Genomic DNA, 23,952 nt, shown 5'->3' with positions numbered 1-23,952 from the left:
GCACTCGCAGTCTTCCATCATTACATGGTCCGCCGTGGCCCCGCCGTTACCGTCGCAGGCCACAGCCACCCTGCGAGCGCACCGGGCGTACGGCGCGGATCACACCGCGTACGGCGCGGATGACGCCGGGCGCGCGGTCTGGATCACACCCGGCACACAGAGCGAATTACCACCGGCGCCCCAAAGGGATCACCACCGGCGCCCCGAACGGGATCGCGACCGGCGCACCCGACGGGACCACACCCCGCGCACCCGACCAGACCACACCCCGCGCACGATCCCGACCACGCCCGACACACAGCGCAGACCACGCCCCACGCACGATCCCGACCACGCCCGACACACAGCGCAGACCACGCCCCACGCACGATCCCGACCACGCCCGACACACAGCGCAGACCACGCCCCACGCACGATCCCGACCACGCCCGACACACAGCGCAGGTCACGCCCGATGCGCGACGCAGGGGGCACGATGCGCCGGAGCGCCGGGCAGGACCCGTCAGTCCGGTAGCGCCGACAGGTCCAGTACGTACTCGATCTCCGACCACTGCCCGTCCGGCTGTCCACCCTCGTCCAGGACGAGCGCGGACAGGTCTTCCAGGGCCTCCGGATCGAGTGCGCCGAGGCTCGCACGGTCGGTCCACAGGTGGGTGACCCATTCGTCGGCGAGTGCCTCGGTACTCACCTCCGCGATCAGCACCACCGACGCACCGGCCGCACCGGCTGCCACGATCTCGACCACGGTGGCCAGGCTGTCGGCCTTGCCGTGCCGGAAGGTGCGCGATTCGTAGGTCAGCTCGGTATCGGCGTGCACGCGGGCCACCACGGCGGCCAGATCGTCGTAGGAGACCCGGACGCCGTCCGCTGCCACATACGCCATATCGCTGCCGCGCAACGGCTGGACCCGGTCGGCGTAGGTGACCGGACGCGGCGACTGCGCACTGATCTCGGCGGCGAGCTCCGCAGCGTCCGGTATCAGCCAGTCCACCGCAGGCAGGTCCGGTGCGGAGCCGGCCACGATCCCGGCCCCGACCGATAGACCCGCGGCCGTGGCGGTGTCCACCGCATCGGCGGCCACCAGCGCGGCCCCGGCCTTGAGCACCGCCCAGGTGGCGACCGCTGCCTCGACCCCACGATCGAGCCGGACCACCACACCGGTTCCCGGCCCGTGACCGCGTGCGATCAGTACCCGGGCGAGCCGCGAAGAACGCGCGTCCAGTTCCTGGTAGGTGATCTCTTCCTCACCCCACACCAGGGCGGGGCCGTCCGGATCCTCCTCGACCGACGCGCGCAGCGTCTGCGGCAGCGCGGTACCCGACGAGGCGGTATGGGCCGCCTGCGGTGCGGGTGCCGCCATCCGCTCCCGTTCGGCGGCGTCGAGGATATCGATCTCGCCGACGCGGATCTGCGGATCGGCGGCCACCGCGGCGAGGATGCGTTCGAACCGGCGGCCGAAGGATTGCACGGTCGATTCGTCGAACAGGTCGGCCGCGTAGTTGAACACCGACCAGAGTTCGCCGTAGCCGCCGTCGGCGGCGCGCTGCGGGTCGACGCCGATCTGCAGGTCGAACTTCGCGGCCAGCGCGCCCTCGTCCAGGGCCTGGACGGTCAGTCCGGGCAGATCGACGACGGCGCGTTCGTTGTTCTGGAACGACAGCGCCACATCGAACAGCGGGTTCTGCGCGGTCGCCCGGTCTGGCAGCACCGCCTCCACCACTCGTTCGAACGGGATATCGGCGTTGGCGAACGCCGACAGATCGGTTTCGCGCGCATGGTCGAGCAGTTCGGCGAACGTCATGGCCGGATCGATCCTGGTGCGCAGCGCCAGCGTATTGACGAACATGCCGACGAGATCGTCGAGGGCCCGCTCACCGCGGCCCGCGACCGGGGTGCCGACGACGACATCACCTGCGCCGGTCAACCGCGACAGCAGCACCGCCACCGCGGCGTGCAGCACCATGAACAGCGTCACGCCCCGAGCCCGCGCGGACTCGTCCAGCAGCCGGTGCACTTCGGCGTCCACACCGAAGCTGGTGATCCCGCCGCGCAGCGACGGCACCAGCGGCCGCGGCCGGTCCAGCGGCAGCTCGACATCGGGGGTGACCCCGTCGAGTTGTTTCTGCCAGTAGGCCAGCTGCTCGGCGGCGACGGAACCGCCGTCGGAGTCGTCACCCAGCACGCTGCGCTGCCAGAGCGCGAAGTCCGCGTACTGCACCGGTAGTGGCGACCAGCCGGGTGCGTCCCCGTCGACGCGGGCCAGGTAGGCCGTCACCAGATCCCGGGCCAGCGGCGCCATGGACGCGCCGTCGGCCGTGATGTGGTGCGCGACGAAGGCCAGCACATGGTCGCCGGGGCCGGTTTCGAGCAGTAGCGCCCGCACCGGAACTTCCTGCGTGGCATCGAAACCGGTCAACATCAGCGCACCGATCCGGGCCACCGGATCGTCGGCCGATTCGACGCTCAGCCCGCCGGGCAGCACCTGCGCGGCCGGCAGGATCTCCTGGTACGGCAGTCCGTCGGGGCCGGCCGGGTACCGGGTGCGCAGCGATTCGTGCCGCTCCAGCACATCGGTCACCGCGGCCTGCATCGCCGCGACGTCGAGTGCGCCGGTGAGCCGGATGGCCAGCGGGATGTTGTAGGCGGCCGAACTCGGATCGAACTGGTTGATCAGCCACATCCGGTGCTGGGCCAGCGACAACGGCAGCCACTCGGGGCGCGGACCGGCTTCGAGGGCCTTCCGGCCACCGGTTCCGGCGTGCTGTTCGACGCGCACCGCCAGTGCGGACACGGTGGAGGCCTCGAACAGCGCGCGCACCGGCACCGTGGTGTCGAGCGCCGCACCGAGCCGGGCCGCGACCTGAGTCGCCATCAGCGAGTTACCGCCCAATTCGAAGAAATCGTCGTCCGCGCCGACCCGGTCGATCCCGAGCACGTCGGCGAAGATTCCGGCCACGATCTCCTCGATCGGAGTCGAGGCCGACCGGAATTCCCGGGCCTCGAACACCGGCTCCGGCAGCGCCTTGCGATCCAGCTTCCCGGACGCGTTCAGCGGGAGCTCGTCGAGCACCACGAACGCGGCCGGAACCATGTAGGCCGGAAGCCGCTCGGTCAGCTGGGCGCGCAGCTCGTCGGTATCGACCACGCCGTCCTTGACGGGCACCACGTACCCGACCAGCCGGTCGCCGGTATTCGGGTCGGACTTCGCCACGACCACCGACCGCGCCACCGCGGCCTGATCGGTCAGCACTGCCTCGATCTCGCCGAGTTCGATGCGCTGGCCGCGCACCTTCACCTGGAAGTCCGAGCGGCCCATGTAGACGAGTTCACCGGCGTCGGTCCAGCGCACCACGTCACCGGTGCGGTACATCCGTTCACCGGCACCGAACGGATCAGCCACGAACCGGTCCGCACTCAGATCCGGCCGGCCCACATAACCGCGGGCCAGCTGCGCACCGGCCAGGTAGAGCTCGCCGGTCACGCCCACCGGAACCGGCCGCAACCGCGAATCCAGCACGTACACCTGCGCGTTCCACACCGGACCACCGATCGGGACGGCACCGGAAACCTCGTCGGCGACCGCGGCGTGCGTGGCGTGCACGGTGAACTCGGTCGGACCGTAGAGGTTGTACAGCGCCACATCACTGACCCGGCGCACCGCCGCGACCACATCACCGGTGAACGCTTCACCGGCCACGAACAGCATCCGCAGCGAGGCCAGCGCACCCGGGACAGCGGCGGCGCTCTCGGCGAACACCGACAGCATCGACGGGACAAACGACGTCGCCGTCACACCCTGTTCGGCGATTACCGACGCCAGGTACTGCGGATCACGGTGGCCGTCGGGTTCGGCGACCACCATCCGGCCACCGACGGTCAACGGTGCGAACAATTCCCATACCGAGACGTCGAAGGTCGCGGGGGTCTTGAACAGCACCACATCATCGCGGTCGATACCGTATTCGCCCACGATCCAGGCGATCTGGTTGGCGACCGATCCGTGCGATACCGCCACACCCTTGGGCCGGCCGGTCGAACCGGAGGTGAAGATCACGTACGCGGTATTGCTCGTACGCAGCGGCGCTACCCGATCGGCATCGGTGACCGGGGTATCGGCGTATCCACTGATATCCACCGTGTCCAGGGTGAATACCGGCACGTCCGCGTCGAGCGTCTCGGCATCGGCGGTGGTCGACAGGACGCATACCGGTGCCGCGGTATCCAGGATGTGCCGGATCCGTTCGGCCGGATGCGCCGGGTCCAGGGGCACATAGGCACCACCGGCCGCGGCGACCGCGTACATGCCCACCACCAGATCCAGCGACCGCGAGACCAGCAGCCCGACCAGCGATTCCGGGCCCACGCCCTGCGCGATCAGATGCCGGGCCAACCGGTTGGCCCGCGCGTCCAGCTCCGCGTACGTGACCTCGGCACCATCGGAGGTCACCGCGACCCGGTCCGGGTACTCGGCGACCGCCCGGTGGAATCCGTCGAGCAGCAGCGCCGCGGGCACCGGGTGTTCGGTGGCGTTCCAGTCGGACAGCACCCGCGTCCGCTCCGCCGGGGCCAGGATCTCGAGATCCCCGACCGGTGCCGCCGGATCGGCGACCACCGCGGACAGCAACCGGGTGAACCGGTCGGCGAACCCGGCCACCGTGGCCTCGTCGAACAGATCCGTCGCGTAGATGAGCTTGGCGGTGACACCGCGGGCGGTGTTCGCGCCGGACTCGGCGGGGCCGATCCGTTCGGCGAGTTCCAGATGCAGATCGAACTTGGCTGTCTCGATGGGCGAAGCGATACCGCTGATCGCCAGCCCCGGCAGTTCGCCGCTGACCTGCGGATTGTTGTTCTGCAGCGAGAGCATCACCTGGAACAGCGGATGACGCGCCTGCGACCGGACCGGGTTCAGCACCTCGACCAGCCGCTCGAACGGCAGATCCGCATGCCCGAACGCGGCCACATCGTTACCGCGGACCTGCTCGAGCAGTTCGGCGAAGCCGGCGCCGGAATCGATCGGCGTCCGCAGGGCGAGGGTGTTGACGAACATGCCGATGACCTCGTCGAGCGCACGTTCACCACGCCCGGCGACCGGGGTACCGACGACGATGTCGGATTCGCCCGACAACCGCGACAGCAGTACCGCGAACGCGGCGTGCACGACCATGAAGAAGGTCACCCCGCGGCTGCGCGCGAGTTCGGCCAGTTCGGCGTGCACCGCATCGTCGATCTCGAAGTCCAGGCTCGCGCCCCGGCCGGAGGCCACGGCGGGCCGCGACCGGTCGGCCGGCAGATCCAGCTGCTCCGGGATACCGGCCAGTTCGCCTGCCCAGTACCCGATCTGCGCGGCGATCACCGACTCCGGATCGTCCTCCGACCCCAGTACCTGCCGCTGCCACAGCGCGTAATCGGCGTACTGCACCTCGAGCGGGCGCCAGCCCGGCTCGCCACCTTCGATCCGGGCGCTGTAGGCGGTGACCACATCGCGGGCCAGCGGTCCCATGGAGAAACCGTCGGAGGAGATGTGGTGGACGACGACCACCAGCACATGCTCGGTCGGGTCGACCTCGAACAGCCGGACCCGGAACGGGACCGCGGCGGTGACATCGAAACCGGTGCCGACGAATTCGGCGACCCGCGCGAACAGGTCGGTTTCCGAAACGTCCACCGTGGTCAGGTCCGGGATCACCGCCGAGGTGGGCACCACCTGCTGGTACGGGGTCCCGTCCACCTCGGGGTAGTACGTGCGCAGCGATTCGTGCCGCGCCAGCACATCGGCGATGGCGATCTGCAGGGCCTGCCGGTCCAGCAGGCCCGACAACCGCACCGCGATCGGCAGGTTGTCGGCGGCCGATTCGGGATCGAACCGGTTCAGGAACCACATCCGCTGCTGCGCCAGCGAGAGCGGCACCCGTTCCACGACCTCACCCGACGGCAGGGTCTGCGTCGGCCGCGGCTGCGGTACCAGCGGGACCCGGCCGCCCGCACCCGAATGCGTTTCGGCGCGTGCCGCCAGGGCGGCCACCGTGGAGGCCTCGAACAGTTCCCGCACAGCGAGATCGGTGTCCAGCGCCGCCGACAACCGGGCCGCCACCCGGGTCGCGCTCAGCGAGTTACCGCCCAGCTCGAAGAAGTCGTCGTCCGCGCCGACCCGTTCCACGCCGAGGACCTCGGCGAACGTATTCGCCACGATCTCCTCGATGGGGGTCGAGGGCGCCCGGAAGACGCGGGCCTCGAACACCGGCGCCGGCAGGGCCCGCCGGTCGAGTTTGCCGCTGGCGTTCAGCGGCAGCTCGTCGAGTACCACGAACGCGGCGGGCACCATGTACGACGGCAGGCGCGCGGACAGATCCTCGCGCACATCCTCGATATCCAGCGGGGCACCAGCCGCGGGCACCAGGTAACCGACGAGCTGATCCCCGGCCCGGGTATCGCTGCGCAGCACCACCACGGCCTGTGCGACCTCGTCGATATCGGTCAGGGCGGTTTCGATCTCGCCGAGTTCGATCCGCAGGCCACGCAGTTTCACCTGGAAATCGGAGCGGCCCAGGTATTCGAGCTCACCGGTGGAGTTCCAGCGCACCACGTCGCCGGTGCGGTACATCCGCTCACCGGCAGCGAACGGATTCGCCACGAAACGGTCCGCGCTCAGGTCCGGGCGTGCCACATAACCGTGCGCCAGCTGGGTACCGGCCAGGTACAGCTCACCGGCGACGCCGACCGGCACCGGCCGCAACCGGCCGTCCAGCACGTACACCTGGGTGTTGAACACCGGGGCACCGATCGGCACGACAGCGGTATCGGCGTCGGTCACCTCGTGGAAGGTGACGTCGACCGCGGCCTCGGTCGGGCCGTACAGGTTGTGCACCGCGGTACCGGTCAGCTCCCGCAACCGCTGCGCGGGCCTCGCCGGGAGCGCCTCGCCGGAGGAGAACACGAGCCGCAGCGACGCACACGTCCGCGCGCCCGCTTCACCGGGCAGCGCAGCCACGAACACGGTCAGCAAGGACGGTACGAAGTGGGCGACTGTGACCTGCTCGGCGTCGATCACCTCGGCCAGGTAGGCGGGGTCGCGATGACCGTCCGGCTTGGCGACCACCAGCCGGGCGCCGATCTGCAAGGCCCAGAAGAACTCCCACACCGACACGTCGAATGTCGACGGCGTCTTCTGCAACACCACATCCGAAGGCTGCAGACCGTATTCGGACTGCATCCACACCAGACGGTTCACGATCGCCGCATGCGAGACCGCCACACCCTTCGGGCGGCCGGTCGAACCCGACGTGAAGATCACGTACGCGGTATTGCTCGCACGCAGCGGCGCGACCCGGTCCGCGTCGGTGATCGGAGTATCGCTGTAGCCGGACAGATCCAGCTTGTCGATCCGCACCTGAGCGGTATCGATCGGCAGATCGTCCGCGGAGGTCAGCACACACACCGGGTCCGCGGTGGCCAGGATGTATTCCGTGCGTTCGGCCGGATGATCCGGGTCCAGCGGTACATAGGCACCACCGGCGACGGTGACGGCGTACATACCGACCACCAGGTCGATCGAACGCCGCATCCCCAGAGCCACGAAGGATTCCGGGCCCACCCCGCGGTCGATCAGCCAGCGTGCCAGCAGGTTCACCCGGGCGGCGAACTCGGCGTAGGACAGCGTCTCCTCGGCGAAGGTCAGCGCGGGCGCGTCCGGGGTCCGGGCGAGCTGCGCGTCGAACATCGACACCAGGGTCGCGGCGGAATCCACCGGATGGGCGGTGTCGTTCCACCCGCGCAGCACCAGTTCCCGTTCCGCGTCGTCGAGCAGATCGATCTCGCCGAGCGGCCGATCCGGTGCGGCGGTGAGGGCGGTGAGTACCCGCACCAGCTGGTCGGCGATCCGGCGCACACCGGGCTCGTCGAACAGTTCCCGCAGGTAACCGGCGCGGATGCGCAGTGTGCTGCCCAGCGTGGCGATCAGGCTCAGCGGGTAGTGGGTGGCATCGACCGCGGTCAGCCCGGTCACCGCCATCCCGTCGATATCGGTGGCCTGCTCCTGGATACCTTCGGCATCCACCGGATACGACTCGAACACCAGCAGGGTGTCGAACAGGTTCGCCTGCCCGGCCGCGGCCTGGATATCGGCCAGGCCCACGTAGTGGTGGTCCAGCAGATCGGCCTGCTCGCCCTGGGTCCGGGCGAGCAGTGCCCGCGCGGGTTCGGACTGATCGAAACGCACCCGCACCGGGATGGTGTTGATGAACAAGCCGACCATGGTCTCCACGCCGGACAGCTGCGGCGGGCGCCCGGAGACGGTGGCGCCGAACACCACGTCGTCGCGGCTGGTGATCCGGCCGAGCAGGATCGCCCACGCTACCTGCAGCACGGTGTTCGCGGTGACACCGAGTTCGGCGGCCAGCGCGACGATCCGGGCGGTGGCGGCGGTGTCCAGTTCGAAGGCGTATTCCCCGGACAGCGTCTCGATTTCGTGGGTGGACGCGCCGCCCGCGGAATCCGGGCGGGTGAGCAGCGTCGGTTCGTTCACCCCCGCCAGGGCCTCGCGCCAGGTCGCCAGCGAGGCGTCGTGGTCCTGCCGGCCGACCCAGTCCAGGAAGTGGCGGTAGGAGCGGGCCGCCGGCAATGCGGAACGGTCGGCGCGTACCGCGTACAGCGCCAGCAGATCCCGCATGAGCAGCGGCATGGACCAGCCGTCGAGCACGACGTGATGGTTCGACACCACGAACTGCCAGGCGTCCGGCCCGGTCTTGATCAGGGTGAACCTGATCAGCCCCGGTTCGGTGAGGTCGAAGCGCCGCAACCGGTCGGCTTCGACGAGATCGTCCGCGGTACCGGTGGCGCTGCGGTCGTGCTCGCTCCAGTCGACCGGCACCTCGTCCAGGACGACCTGCACCGAGTTGCCCGCGCGGTCGGTCACGAAGACCGTGCGCAGGTTCTCGTAGCGGTCCACCAGGGCCTGCGCGGCCGACCGCAGCCGGTCGGCGTCCAGCCGGCCGGTCAGCGTGAGCACCGCCTGCGCGGTGTACACGTCCACCGAGGTGGCGGCGATCTGCGCGTGGAACAGCATGCCGGCCTGCAGCGAGGTCAGCGGCCACATATCGGCGACGGGCAGCGGATACCGCTGCTCGATGCCCTCGATATCGCGCTGCGTCAGCTCGACGAGCGGGAAGTCGGACGGCGTGTAGCCACCCGCGGTCGCGGAATCGGCATGGCGGGCCACCGCTTCCAGTGCCTGCACCCACAGTGCACCGAATTCGGCGGCTTCATCGGCCGAAAGCTGGGTGGTCGGGTAGCCGATCCGCGCGGTCAGGGCATCGCCGACCACGATGGCGTTGATATCCAGCAGCGCCATGGCCGGCATATCCGGGTCGTAGCCGACGTCCACGGCCAGATCGGCCGTCGGGAGCCAGCCGAAACCGTGCATCTCCTCGGGGATCTCACCGGCCCCGACGCGGCCCAGGTAGTTGAAGTTCACCTGGCCCGGCATGGTCCGCGGGAAGTCCGCGGCGGTCTCGGAATTCATGTACCGCAGCAGGCCGTAGCCGACACCCTTGTCCGGAACAGCGAGCAGCTGTTCCTTGACGAGTTTGAGCGCGGCGCCCATTCCCGTCCCACCGCTGAGCGCGTCCTCGATATCGATCCCGGCCGGTTCGAACCGGACCGGGAAGAGCGCGGTGAACCAGCCGACCGTGCGGGACAGATCGGCACCGGGCACGATCTCTTCCTCGCGGCCGTGTCCCTCGAGCCGGATCAGCAGCGGATCGTCCAGCGGCGCTCCCGGTACCCGGCGGGCCCGCCAGGCGGCGGTCGCCAGGACGAGTGCGGTGAGCAGGCCGTCGTTCACCCCACCGTGGAACAGCGCCGGCACGGTGGTGAGCAGCGCCTGGGTGACCTCGGGCGATACCCGCACCGCGTGCACGTCCACGACGCCGGCGGTATCGACCGCCGGATCCATCGGACGCTCGGTGAGCAAGGGATCGGCGGTACCGGTAACGGTCCGCCAGTACTCGAGTTCCGCGAGCCGTTCCGCGCTGTGCGCATTGCGTTCGAGGGCATGCGCCCAGGTCCGCATGGAGGTCACCGGTGCGGGCAGTTCCGGGGTCTGGCCCGCGCTGCGGGCGACGGCGGACAGCACGAAATCCGGTACCAGCACACGCCAGGACACACCGTCGATCGCGAGGTGGTGCGCGATGACCACCAGGTGACCGTGCCGGTCGGCGGTATCGGGTTCCAGCCAGACGAACCGGACCACGATCCCGTTCTCGGGATCGAGCCGGTCCAATGCCGCATCGACGGCCGCCGCGGCGATCTCGGACAGTTCGGCACCGGTGGCGGCGCCGTCGAACACGGTGTGGTCGATGAGCGCGTCCACGTCGACACCGCCCGGGGCGGCGGTTTCCACGATCCAGTCGCCGCCGGCGGTGTACAGCCGCGACCGCAGCATGTCGTGCCGGTCGATGACCGGGCCCACCACGGCGGCGATGGTTTCCCGGTCGGCGCCGACCGGGAGGTCCAGGGTGATGAGCTGGTGGAACCGGCCGAAGGAACCGGGTCGTTCGGCCATGAACCGCACGATCGGCGTCAACGGCATGGACCCGATACCGCCGCCCGGCATTTCGACCAGCGTCTGCAGCACACTGTCGGCGTCCGCGGATTCGGCGACCGAGGCCAGCCCGGCCACCGTCCGCTGTTCGAAGACATGCCGCGGTGTGAACACCACGCCACGGGCCTTGGCGCGCGACACCAGCTGGATGGACACGATGCTGTCGCCGCCGAGGGCGAAGAACGAATCGTCCACACCCACCCGGTCCACGCCGAGCACCTCGGCGAAGACCTCGGCGATGATCTGCTCGACCGGTGTGCGCGGGCCGCGGAAGGCGGTACGTGCCTGGAACACCGGTTCGGGCAGCGCCTTGCGGTCCAGCTTTCCGGCCGGAGTGAGCGGGATCCGGTCGATGACCATGATCGATGCCGGCACCATGTAGTCGGGCAGGCTCTCGGCGACGTAACCGGTCACGGCGGCGATATCGACGGTGGCGCCGGGCGCCGGGACCACATACGACACGAGAGATACCGCACCCGCGGTGTTCTTGTGGCCGGTGGTGACCGCGAAGTCCACGGTGTCGTGCGCGGTGAGCGCGGCGTCGATCTCGCCGAGTTCGATACGGAAACCGCGTACCTTCACCTGGAAGTCGTTACGGCCCACGTACTCCACCGCGGGATCACCCGCGGCGTCGCGGCGCCAGCGCACCAGGTCGCCGGTGCGGTACAGGCGGGATCCGGGCTCGCCGTGGGGGTCGGCGACGAATCGGTGCGCCGTCAGGCCCGCCCGCGCATGATAACCACGCGCCAGCTGGACACCACCGACATAAAGCTCACCGGCGACACCCTCGGGCACCGGATTCAACCGGTCGTCGAGGACCAGCGCCCGCATACCGCGCACCGGACCACCGATCGTCACACGGTCACCCGCGTGCAGCACACCGCTGATATTCGTGGCAACGGTGGCCTCGGTCGGACCGTAGGCGTTGTGGAGCCGGCGTTCGGCCCCACCCGCCGGCGCGGTCGACCATTTGGCGACGAGGTCTGCCGAAATGGCTTCACCACCGGAGATGATCACTTCCATGCCCGCGAGGTCCGCGGGATCCAGCGAAGCCAGGACCGACGGCGTGATGAGGCCGACCGTTACCCCCTCGCGGGAGATCAGCTCGCCCAGCTCCGCGCCACCGTAGGTACCGGTCGGCACCACAACCAGCGCACCCGCCGAACCCACGGCCAGCAGCAACTCCAGAATCGACGCATCGAACGACGGCGACGCGAACGCCAACGCCCGCGACGCCGGAGTCAACCGGTACCGCTCCACCTGCTCGGCACTGAAATTCGCCAGACCCGCATGGCTGACGACAACACCCTTGGGCACACCCGTAGAACCCGAGGTGTAGATGACATACGCGGTGTTCTCCGTGGTCAGCGGCCGTACCCTGTCGGTGTCGGTCACCGGCTCTGCGGAATACCGATCCAGATCCAGCTCGTCGAGGACCAGCCAGTCCACCGAATCCGGCAGATCGGCGCGTACCGACGACACCGTGATGCCCACGGGCGCACCGGAATCGGTGAGCATATGGGTGATCCGGTCTTCCGGATACGTCGGGTCGATCGGCAGGAAGGCCGCACCGGATTTGGTCACGGCCCATTCGGCGAGCACCGAATCCGCCGACCGCGGCACTGCTACTGCCACGACGTCTTCGGCACCCGCACCACGGCCGATGAGCACCCGCGCCAAGCGGTTCGACCGCTCGCCGAACTCCCCGTAGGAGTAGCGAGCACCCTCGAAGACCACGGCCGGAGCCGCCGGGTCGACAGCCACGGCAGCGGCCAGCAGCTCCGGCAATGTCCGCGCCGGTACCGCCGGGCCGCCCGTGCGGGACAGCAGTTCGCGGCGTTCGCCCGCGTCGAGGAGCTGGAGATCACCCAGTACCGCATCCGGATCGGCGGCGACCGCCGCCAGTACCTGCCGGAACCGCGTGATCATGGTGTGCGCGGTGGTTTCGTCGAACAGTTCGGTGGCGTAGTTCAACACCAGTTCCATACCGCCCGAACCGTTTTCGGCCAGGGTGAACTGGAGGTCGAAGCGCGCCACATCGTCGGCGAGTTCCACGCCGGCGACGGTCAGCCCGGCCAGATCCAGGACCGCCTGCTCCTGGTTCTGGAACGACAGCGCCACCTGGAACAGCGGGTTGCGGGCCTGCGACCGCTCCGGCGCCAGCAGATCCACCAGACGTTCGAACGGCACATCGGCGTGGCCGAAGGCGTCCAGATCCGCCCGGCGGGCCCGGTCCACCAGATCGGCGAAGGAATCACCCGAACCGACCTCGGTCCGCAGCACCAAGGTGTTGACGAACATACCGACCAGATCGTCGAGCGCCTGCTCACCACGACCCGCGATCGGCGTACCGATCGCAATGTCCTCACTACCGGACAGCCGCGCCAGCAATGCCGCCAAACCGGCGTGCAGCACCATGAACATCGACGCACCGCGGGCGCGGGCCACGGAGTTCAGGTTCCGCACCAGCTCGGTACCCAGTTCGCCGCGTACCGTCGCGCCGCGCATGGACGCCACCGCGGGCCGCGGCCGGTCGGTGGGCAGGACGAGTTCATCGGGCAGGTCCGCAAGAGTCTGCTGCCAGAACGCGATCTGCTGTGCCATCGCGGTCTCGGGATCGTCCTCGGCGCCCAGAACCTCGCGCTGCCACAGGGTGTAGTCGGCGTACTGCACAGGCAGCGGATCCCAGTTCGGGAGTTCGCCCTGCGCCCGCGCCGCGTATGCGGTCATCACATCGCGTGCCAGCGGCGCCAGCGAGAAACCGTCACCGGCAATGTGGTGCAGCACCACGACCAGCACGAATTCCCCGGGCGCGAGGGCGAAGAGCCGGACCCGCACGGGTACGGCCGCGGCCACATCGAAACCGGCCGACGCGAACTCGACGACCTTCGCGGTCACGTCCTCCGCCGGGACCTGTACCGGATCCAGGTCGGCCGTCATCTGGTCGGCGGGCAGGATCAGCTGCACCGGCCGGCCGGCCAATTCCGGATAACGGGTCCGCAGTGATTCGTGCCGGGCCACCACATCGCCCATGGCGGCGCGCAATGCCGCCACGTCGAGGTCGCCGGTGAGGCGGATCGCCATCGGCAGGTTGTAGGCCGCCGAGGAGGTGTCGTACTGGTTCAGGAACCACATCCGCTGCTGGGCATAGGACAGCGGTACCTGTTCCGGGCGCGGCCCGGCCACCAGCGGCGGCCGGGTCCGGGCGCCGGACTGTTCCACCCGGACGGCGAGCGCGGCCACGGCCGGCGCCTCGAACAGTGCCCGCACCGGCACCTGGGTGCCGAGCGCGGCGCCGATTCGGGCCGCGACCTGCATACCGATCAGGGAGTTACCGCCCAGATCGAAGAAATCGTCGTCCGCGCCGACACGTTCCACCCCGAGGACCTCGGCGAACGTATTCGCCACGATCTCCTCGATCGGAGTGGACGGTGCCCGGAACGCGCGCGCCGCGAAGACCGGTTCGGGCAGGGCCCGGCGGTCGAGCTTGCCGCTGGCGTTCAGCGGGAAGGCGTCGAGCACGACGAATGCGGCGGGGACCATATAGGACGGCAGGCGACCGGAAAGCCCGGTACGCAGCGCATCGGTGTCGACCACGGCGCCGGCGGCCGGCACCACGTAACCGACGAGCTGATCCCCGGTCCGGGCATCGCCGCGCAGCACCACCACGGCCTGTGCGACCTCGTCGGCCTGGGTCAGCGCGGACTCGATCTCGCCGAGTTCGATCCGCAGACCACGCAACTTCACCTGGAAATCGGAACGACCCAGGTATTCGAGTTCACCCCTGGAGTTCCAGCGCACCACGTCGCCGGTGCGGTACATCCGCTCGGCGACCTCGAACGGGTCGGCGACGAACCGGTCCGCCGACAGGTCCGGCCGCGCCACATAACCGCGCGCCAGCTGGACGCCCGACAGATAGAGCTCACCCGCGACACCCACCGGCACCGGCCGCAACCGGCCGTCCAGCACGTACACCCGAGTGTTGAACACCGGGGCACCGATCGGCACTGTCGTCGTATCCGCGTCGGAGACTTCGTGATAGGTCACGTCGACCGCGGCCTCGGTCGGGCCGTACAGGTTGTGCACCGCGGTACCGGTCAGCTCCCGCAACCGCTGCGCGGGCTTCGCGGGCAACGCTTCACCGGACGAGAACACCAGCCGCAGCGACGCACACGTCCGCGCACCGGTCTCACCTGGCAACGCAGCGACGAACACCGTCAGCATCGACGGCACGAAGTGCGCCACCGTGACCTGCTCGGCATCGATCACCGCGGCCAGATATACGGGGTCGCGATGACCATCCGGCTTCGCGACCACCAGCCGGGCACCGATCTGCAACGGCCAGAAGAACTCCCACACCGACACATCGAACGTCGACGGCGTCTTCTGCAACACCACATCCGACGACTGCAAACCGTACTCGGACTGCATCCACACCAGGCGATTCACGATCGCCGCATGCGACACCGCCACACCCTTCGGCCGGCCCGTCGAACCCGACGTGAAGATCACATACGCGGTATTCGACGACCGCAACGGCGCGATCCGCTCGGCGTCGGTGACGGCCGTATCGGTGTAGCCCGCGAGGTCGATCTCGTCGACCACCACGACCGGCCGGTCCGCTGTGGTGAACCCGTCGGCCGCACTGGTCAATACGCAGAGCGGTTCCGCTGTGGCGAGGATGTAATCCGTACGCTCGGCCGGCTGCTCCGGATCCAGCGGCACATACGCACCGCCGGCGGTGACGACCGCGTACATCGCCACGACCAGATCCAGCGAGCGCCGCATCCCGAGCGCCACCGGCACATCCGGTCCGACACCCAGCGCGATCAGGTGCCGGGCGAGGCGGTTCACCCGTGCGGCGAACTCGGCATAGGACAGACCCGTCCCCTCGAATGCCACCGCGGGCGCTTCCGGCATATGCGCGACCTGGTCGGCGAACAGGCCGGCCAGCGTCGCGGCCGGATCGACGGCGGCCTCCCGGCCGTACCCACCGCGCAGTACCGTCGACGCCTCCAGCGCGTCCAGCAGCGGGAGATCGCCCAGCGGGCGCTCCGGGGTCTTGACCACGGCTTTCAGCAACCGGACGAACCGCTGGGCGAACTGCGCGACCGTTTCGCGATCGAACAGGTCGGTCGCGTAGGTGAAGGTCGCGTCGATCCCGGCGGCGCCGGGCCGTTCGCTCAGATCCAGCTGCAGATCGAATTTCGCGGTCTCCAGCGGCATATCGACCGCGCTGACGCCGAGGCCGGGCAGTTCGGTATGCAGCGGCGGGGTGTTCTGCAGCGACAGCATCACCTGGAACAGCGGATGCCGCGCCTGCGACCGCACCGGGTTGAGGATTTCCACCAGACGCTCGAACGGCAGATCGGCGTGCCCGAACGCGGCGATATCGCTACCGCGCACCGCATCCAGGAGTTCGGTGAATCCGGTGCCGGTATCGACCGGTGTCCGCAGCACCAGGGTGTTGACGAACATACCGATCAGATCGTCGAGCGCACGTTCACCGCGGCCCGCGATCGGAGTGCCGATCGCGATATCGGTTTCCCCGGACAGTCGCGACAGCAGTACGGCGAACGCCGCGTGCACGGCCATGAACAGGGTCGCGCCCTCGGTCCGTGCCAGTTCGGTGAGCCCGGTGTGGGTTTCGGCGTCGATCTCGAAGGTATGGGCGGCGCCCCGGCCCGAGGCGATCGCGGGCCGCGGCCGGTCGGCCGGTAGGTCCAGCTGGTCCGGTAGCCCGGCCAGCTCGCGCGACCAGTACCCAACCTGCTGGGCGATCACCGATTCGGGATCGTCCTCGGCACCCAGTACCTCTCGCTGCCAGAGCGCGAAATCGGCGTACTGGACTTCCAGCGGTGCCCAGCCGGGGTTCTCACCCGCGGTGCGCGCCATATAGGCGGTCACCACATCGCGCAGCAGCGGCGCCATCGAGAAACCGTCACCGGAGATGTGATGGACGACGAAGCCGAGCACATGCTCGGACGCATTCAGCCGGAACAGCCGGGCCCGGAACGGCACGCTCGTGGTGACATCGAATCCGGCCAGCACCAGTTCGGCGAGCCGGGCGGACAGATCGCCCGCCGTGACCTCGATCGGCGCCAGCTCGGGCACCACCTCGGCCGCGGGCAGCACCTGCTGGTACGGGGTCCCGCCGACCTCCGGGTAGAAGGTCCGCAGCGATTCGTGCCGCACCAGCACGTCGGCAACGGCAGCTTGCAGGGCGGCGGTGTCGAGATCACCGGACAGCCGGACCGCGATCGGGATGTTGTCCACGAACGAATCCGGATCGAACCGATTCAGGAACCACATCCGCTGCTGCGCCAGCGACAGCGGCACCCGCTCCACGAGCTCGCCCGAGGGCAGGGTTTGCGTGGGCCGCGGCTGCGGGGCCAGGGCGATCCGCCCACCGGCCTCGGACTGCAGTTCCGCGCGTGCGGCCAGAGCGGCCACCGTGGGCGCCTCGAACAGGATGCGCACCGGGACGTCGACATCCAGCGCGCGGCCGAGGCGGGCGGCGACCTGGGTCGCGATCAGCGAGTTGCCGCCGAGGGCGAAGAAATCGTCGTCGGCGCCGATCCGCTCCGCGCCGAGCACATCGGCGTAGACCTCGGCCACGATCTCCTCGATCGGGGTCGACGGTGCCCGGAACTCCCGGGCCTCGAACTCGGGCTCCGGCAACGCTTTACGGTCCAGCTTGCCCGATGTGTTCAACGGGAACGCGTCCAGCTGCACGACGGTCGCCGGCACCATGTAGGTGGGCAGGGTCTCGCGCACCGCATCGAGCAGTTCCGCGGTTTCGATCTGCGCACCCGGCGCGGGCACCACATAGGCGACCAGCTGCTCACCCAGTTGCGAGGCCACCACCGTGACCACGGCCTGGCTCACCTGCGGCTGCGCCAGGAAAGCGGATTCGATCTCACCGAGTTCGATCCGCTGGCCACGGAACTTCACCTGGAAGTCGGTGCGGCCGAGGTACTCGAGCACCGGCCGGCCGTCGACCCGCTGCCAGCGCACCAGGTCGCCGGTGCGGTACATCCGCGCAGCGGCGTCGAACGGGCTGGCCACGAACCGATCCGACGTGAGATCGGGTCGTGTGACATAGCCACGCGCGAGCTGGTCGCCCGCGAGATACAGCTCGCCCACGACGCCTTCGGGAACCGGCCGCAGCCGGCCGTCGAGCACATACACCCGCGAGTTCCACTGCGGCACACCGATCGGGACACTGCCGGTTTCGGCGCCGGTGGCCTGCCAGTAGGTGATCGACACCGCGGCCTCGGTCGGGCCGTACAGGTTGTGCAGCGCCGCATCCGAGACTGCGTGCATCGCGGTGACCGTCTCCGGGGGCAGCGCCTCACCGATCACGAAGACGTGTTCGAGACCGGGGATCGAGCCCGCCGGGGTGTAGGCGGCGAACACCGTCAGCATCGACGGGACGAAATCGGTCACCGTCACGTTCTGCTCGGCGATCACCCGCGCCAGATACGCCGGGTCCCGGTGACCGTCGGGGGTGGCGACCACGAGCCGGGCACCGGCGGCCGGCGGCAGGAAGTAGCCCCACAGGGATACGTCGAATGTGGTCGCGGTCTTCTGCAGGTATACATCGCGGGCGCCCATCGGGTACTGCGCCAGCATCCAGGCCACCTGGTTGACGATCGCCGCATGCGATACCGCCACGCCCTTCGGCCGGCCCGTCGAACCGGACGTGAAGATGACGTACGCGGTATTACCGGGTCGCACCGTCCCGAGCCGGTCCGCATCGGTCAGCGGTGCCGCGTCGTATCCGCTGATATCCAGAACGTCGAGCTCCAGCACCGGCGCAGCTGTCCCCTCGGGAACAGCGCCGGCATCGGCGGTCGTGGTCAGCACACATACCGGCTGCGCGGTATCGAGCACGTACCCGATCCGCTCGGCCGGATGGTCCGGATCCAGCGGCACATAGGCGCCGCCCGCGGTGACGACCGCGTACATACCGACCACCAGATCCAGCGACCGCCGCATGACCAGGCCGACCAGCGATTCCGGACCCACGCCCGCGGCCACCAGGGCCCGGGCCGTCCGGTTCACCCGCGCGGACAGTTCCGCATAGGTCAGCTCGGCGCCTTCGAAGGTCACCGCCACCCGGTCCGGATGCTCGGCCACCGCCCGGGCGAACCCGTCGAGCAGCAAGGCCGGCGCGAGCGGATGCTCGGTCGCGTTCCAGCGGCGCAGTACCGTCTCGCGCTCCGCGGCGTCGAGCAGTTCGATATCACCGACAGCGGCGCCCGGATCCGCGACGAATCCGCCCAGCACCCGCACGAGCCGGTCCGCGATCCGCCGGACCTCGGCCTCACCGAACAGGTCCTGCCGGTAGCCGGCCCGCACCCGCAGCGTGCTGCCCAGCGACGCGACCAGGGTGAGCGGATAGTGCGTGGCGTCGACACCGTCGAGACCGGTCACCGCCATACCGTCGATATCGGCTGCCTGTGCCTGAATCCCCTCGGCGTCCACCGGATACGACTCGAACACCAGCAGGGTGTCGAACAGTGCCGGCATCCCGGCCGCCGCATGGATATCGGCGAGACCCACGTGGTGGTGGTCCAGCAGATCGGCCTGTTCGGCCTGCACCCGGGCCAGCAGCGTCCGCGCGGATTCACCGGGCGCGAATCGCACCCGCACCGGGATGGTGTTGATGAACAACCCGACCATCGATTCCACGCCGGGCAGCTCCGGCGGCCGGCCGGAGACGGTGGCACCGAACAGCACATCGTCGCGGCCGGTCAGCTGGCCGAGCAGTACCGCCCACGCCACCTGCAGCACCGTATTCGCGGTGACGCCGAGTTCGGCGGCCAGCGCGGTGATCCGGGCGGTGGCGTCGGTATCCAGCTCGAACACGTATTCACCCGCGAGCGCGGTGATCTCGTGTGCGGAGCCGCCCGTTCCGGAGCGGGCGAGCAGCGTCGGTTCGCCGACCTCCGCCAGTGCGGACCGCCAGGCGTCCAGCGATACCTGCCGGTCCTGCCGGCCGACCCACTCCAGGAAGGTCCGGTAGGACCGGACCGCCGGCAGACCGGTGGTTTCGGCATGCAGCGCGTACAGCGTCAGCAGATCCCGCATGAGCAGCGGCATCGACCAGCCGTCGAGCAGAATGTGGTGGTTGGACACCACGAACTGCCAGGTGTCGGCTCCGGTCTTGATCAGTGTGAAACGCAGCAGCGGCGGCGCGGTGAGATCGAAGCGCCGCATCCGGTCCGCCTCGATGAGGTCGGCGGCGGTGCCGGTGGCACTGCGGTCGTATTCGGTCCAGTCGACCGGCAGATCCTTCAGGACCACCTGGACCGGGTTGCCCTCGTGGTTGGTGACGAAGGCGGTCCGCAGGTTCTCGTACCGGTCGACCAGTGCCTGGGCCGAGGCCCGCAACCGGTCGGCGTCCACCCGGCCGGTCAGGGTCAGCACGACCTGGCCCGTGTACACGTCCACCGATGCGGCGGCGAGCTGGGCGTGGAAGAGCATGCCGGCCTGCATCGACGACAGCGGCCACACATCGGCGACCGGCATCGGGAACCGCCGTTCGATCCCGTCGATATCGGACTGCGCCAGAGCGACCATGCCGAAATCGGAGGGGGTGTGCCCGCCGGCGCCCGCGGAATTCGCGTGCCGGGCGACGGCTTCCAGCGCCTGCGCCCACAATTCACCGAATTCGCGGACCTCGTCGGCCCCGAGCAAGGTCGTCGGGTAGCCGATATTCGCGGTGAACTCGTCGCCGACGACGATGGCGTTGATATCCAGCAGCGCCAGAGCGGGCATATCCGCGTCGAAGGCCGCGTCGACCGCCAGATCGGCGGGCAACCAGCCGAACTCACGCATCTCCGGGGAGATCTCGCTCGCGCCCGCGGAGCGGCCCAGGTAGTTGAAGCTCACCTGGCCCGGCAGTTCGGCCGGCAGCTCACCCGCGGTCCGCGGGTTCAGGTGACGCAGCAGCCCGTAGCCGATGCCCTTGTCCGGCACCGCCAGCAGCTGTTCCTTCACTGCCTTGAGCGCCGCACCCAGCGACGGTCCGCCGGCCAGGGCGTCCTCGATATCGATACCGGCGGGTGCGAACCGCACCGGGAACACCGAGGTGAACCAGCCGACAGTGTGGGACAGATCGGCACCCGGCACGACCTCTTCCTCACGACCGTGACCCTCCAGCCGGATCAACAGCGGATCGTCGATCGCCGCCCCCGGCACCCGCCGGGCGCGCCACGTGGTGGCGGCCAGGACCAGCGCGGTGAGCAGGCCGTCGTTCACGCCACCGTGGAACAGTGCCGGCACGGTGGTGAGCAGCGCCTGGGTGACCTCGGGAGACACGCGCACCGCATGTGTTTCGACCAGTGCGGCGGTATCGACCGCCGGGTCCAGCGCACGCTCGGTCAGCAGCGGATCGGCGGTACCGGCGACGGTCCGCCAGTACTCGAGTTCGGCCTCCCGCTCGGCGCTGTGCGCATGCTGTTCCAGCGCATGCGCCCAGGTCCGCATCGAGGTGGTCGGCTTCGGCAGTTCCGGTGCCTGCCCGGCGCTGTGTGCACCGGCGGACAGCACGAAATCGGGCAGCAGGATGCGCCACGACACACCGTCGACCACCAGGTGGTGGGCGATGACCACCAGGTATCCCGCCCGATCGGCGGTATCCGGTTCCAGCCAGGCGAACCGCACGACCACGCCGTTCGCCGGATCCATCCGGTCCAGCGCGGCATCGGCGGCGGCGGAGGCGATCGCGGCGATCTGTTCATCGGTGGCGGCGGCATCGAACACGGTGTGGTCGATGAGCGAATCCACATCGACCGAACCGGGCTCGGCGGTCTCCAGAACCCATTCGCCGTCCACGAGCGCCAGGCGTGACCGCAACATATCGTGCCGGTCGAGCACCGGGCCGATCACCGCGGCAAGGGTGTCGCGGGGGACGCCGACCGGCAGGCTCAGCGGCGTCAGCTGGTGGAAACGCCCGAACGAGCCGAAGCGGTCGACCATGGTCCGCACCACCGGGGTGAGCGGCATCCGGCCGACGCCACCGCCGGGCAATTCGGCCAGGGTCCGCACTTCGCGATCGGCGGATGCGGCGAACTCGGCGACCGACGCCAGTCCGGCCACCGTGCGCTGTTCGAACACCTGCCGCGGCGTGAACACCACACCGCGAGCCTTGGCGCGCGACACCAGCTGAATGGAGACGATGCTGTCGCCGCCGAGGGCGAAGAAATCGTCGTCCGCACCGATCCGCTCGACCCCGAGGACCTCGGCGAAGGTATCCGCCACGATCTCCTCGATGGGGGTCGCGGCGGCCCGGAATTCGCGGACCTCGAACACCGGTTCCGGCAACGCTTTACGGTCCAGTTTGCCCGAGGCGTTCAGCGGGAACGCGTCCAGTTCCACGAACGCCGCCGGCACCATGAACGACGGCAGGCGGTCGTGCAGATGGGTCCGCAGGACCTCGGTGCCGGTGGTCGCACCGGCGGCCGGGATCACGTAGGCGACCAACTGATCACCGGTGCCCGAATGACGCAGGATGACCAGCGCGCGGGCCACCGAATCGTGTTCGGTGAGCGCGGCCTCGATCTCGCCGGGTTCGATCCGCTGGCCGTGCAGCTTCACCTGGAAGTCGCTGCGGCCCAGGTACTCCAGCTCGCCGTCGGGGGTCCAGCAGACCACATCGCCCGTGCGATACATCCGCTCACCGGCACGGAACGGGTTCGCGACGAACCGCGTGGTGGTCAGGTCGGGGCGGGCCAGATAGCCGTGCGCCAGCTGCGCACCGCTGAGGTAGAGCTCACCCCGGACACCCGCGGGCACCGGCCGCAACCGGTCGTCGAGCACATAGGTCTGGGTGTTGAGACCGGGGATACCGATCGGCACGGCGCCGGTTTCGGTGCCCGTCACCTCGTGGGCGGTGACGTCGATGGTGGTCTCGGTCGGCCCGTACTGGTTGAACAGGCGGGCGCCGGTACGTTCGCGCAGTTGCTGCGCGAGTTCACCGGACAGCAGTTCACCGCCGACGACGATACTGCGCAGACCGGCCCAGTCCGCGGGATCGGATTCGGACAGGAACACCGACAGCAGCGACGGTACGAACTGCGCCATTGTCACGCCCTCACCGGCCATCAGGCGGGTGAGGTACGCGGCGTCGCGATGCCCTTCCGAATGTGCGATGACCAGGCGGGCGCCCAGTTGCAGCGGTAGGAAGAACTCCACCACGGACGGGTCGAAGGTCGCCAGGGTGCGCTGCAGCAGCACATCGCCGGCGCCGATTCCGTGCCGTTCGCGGGTGGTCGCGAGGTAGTTGAGCACGGCCCGGTGCGAGACCGGGACGCCCTTGGGACGGCCGGTGGAGCCCGAGGTGAAGATCGCGTACGCGGTGTTGTCCGGGCGCAGCGGTCGCAGCCGGTCGGCGTCGGTGAGCGGCGTATCCGCGAAACCGGCCAGGTCCAGCCGGTCGATCCGCACCTGCCCGGCGATCGCCGGCTCGAGGTCTTCACCCGAAGTCAGCACACAGACCGGACGCGCGGTATCGACGATGTATTCGAGCCGGTCCACGGGCTGATCCGGATCCAGCGGCACATACGCACCGCCGGCCGCCACCACGGCGTAGGCGGCGGTGAGCAGGTCGAACGACCGGCGCATTCCCAGGGCCACATAGGTTTCCGTGCCGACCCCGGCCTCGCGCAGCCACCGCGCCAGCCGGTGCACCCGGCCGGCGAACTCGCCGTAGGACAGACCGGTGCCCTCGTAGGTCAGGGCGGTCCGGTCCGGGCTCTCCGATACAACCCGGTCGAACCCGTCCAGCAGCAAGCCGGGTGCGATCGCCTGCTCGGTCGCGTTCCACCGGTGCAGCACCAATTGGCGTTCGGCCGCATCGAGCAGTTCGATCTCACCGACCAGAGCCGTGGGATCGGCGGCGATCCCTTCGAGCACCCGCAGGAACCGGTCTACGAACCCAGCCACCGTCGCGTGGTCGAACAACGCGGTGGCGTAGGTCAGGTAGCCGGTGACACCGACCGGTGCGCCTGTCGCGTCGTAGGTGTCGCTGAGAATCATGCTCAGGTCGTACAGCGCCGCCTCGGCGCCGGCCTCGACACCGGATACCGACAGGCCTTCCAGTTCCAGGCTGGTCTGCGCCAGGTTCTGGAAGGTGAAGCCCACCTGGAACAGCGGGTGCCGCGCCGTGGACCGCACCGGATTCAGCGCTTCCACCAGTTGTTCGAAAGGCACATCGGCGTGCGCGAGGGCGGCGATATCGGCCTCGCGCTGGCGTACCAGCAGGTCGGTGAACGATTCCCCGCCGTCGACCTCGGTCCGGAACACGAGGGTGTTCACGAACATGCCGATCACGTCGTCGAGGGCGG

At 69.3% G+C, this 23,952-nt stretch carries 1 protein-coding gene (running past one end of the window); it reads right to left on the bottom strand.

What is annotated here, in order from left to right:
- Positions 1 to 502: 502 nt before the first annotated feature.
- Positions 503 to 23,952, bottom strand: the 3' portion of a protein-coding gene (locus ACFWPH_RS16070) for a non-ribosomal peptide synthase/polyketide synthase (RefSeq protein WP_378751594.1). It continues 33,289 nt past the right edge of the window; 23,450 of the gene's 56,739 nt are visible here — the last part of the coding sequence; its start codon lies beyond the right edge, outside the window — the gene reads right to left on this strand; its stop codon occupies positions 503 to 505.

Source organism: Nocardia sp. NPDC058499 (assembly GCF_042719915.1).
In the GTDB taxonomy this organism is placed as follows: Bacteria; Actinomycetota; Actinomycetes; order Mycobacteriales; family Mycobacteriaceae; genus Nocardia.
Note: the sequence above shows the minus strand (reverse complement) of the source record. Positions and strands in the feature narration are given on the sequence as shown.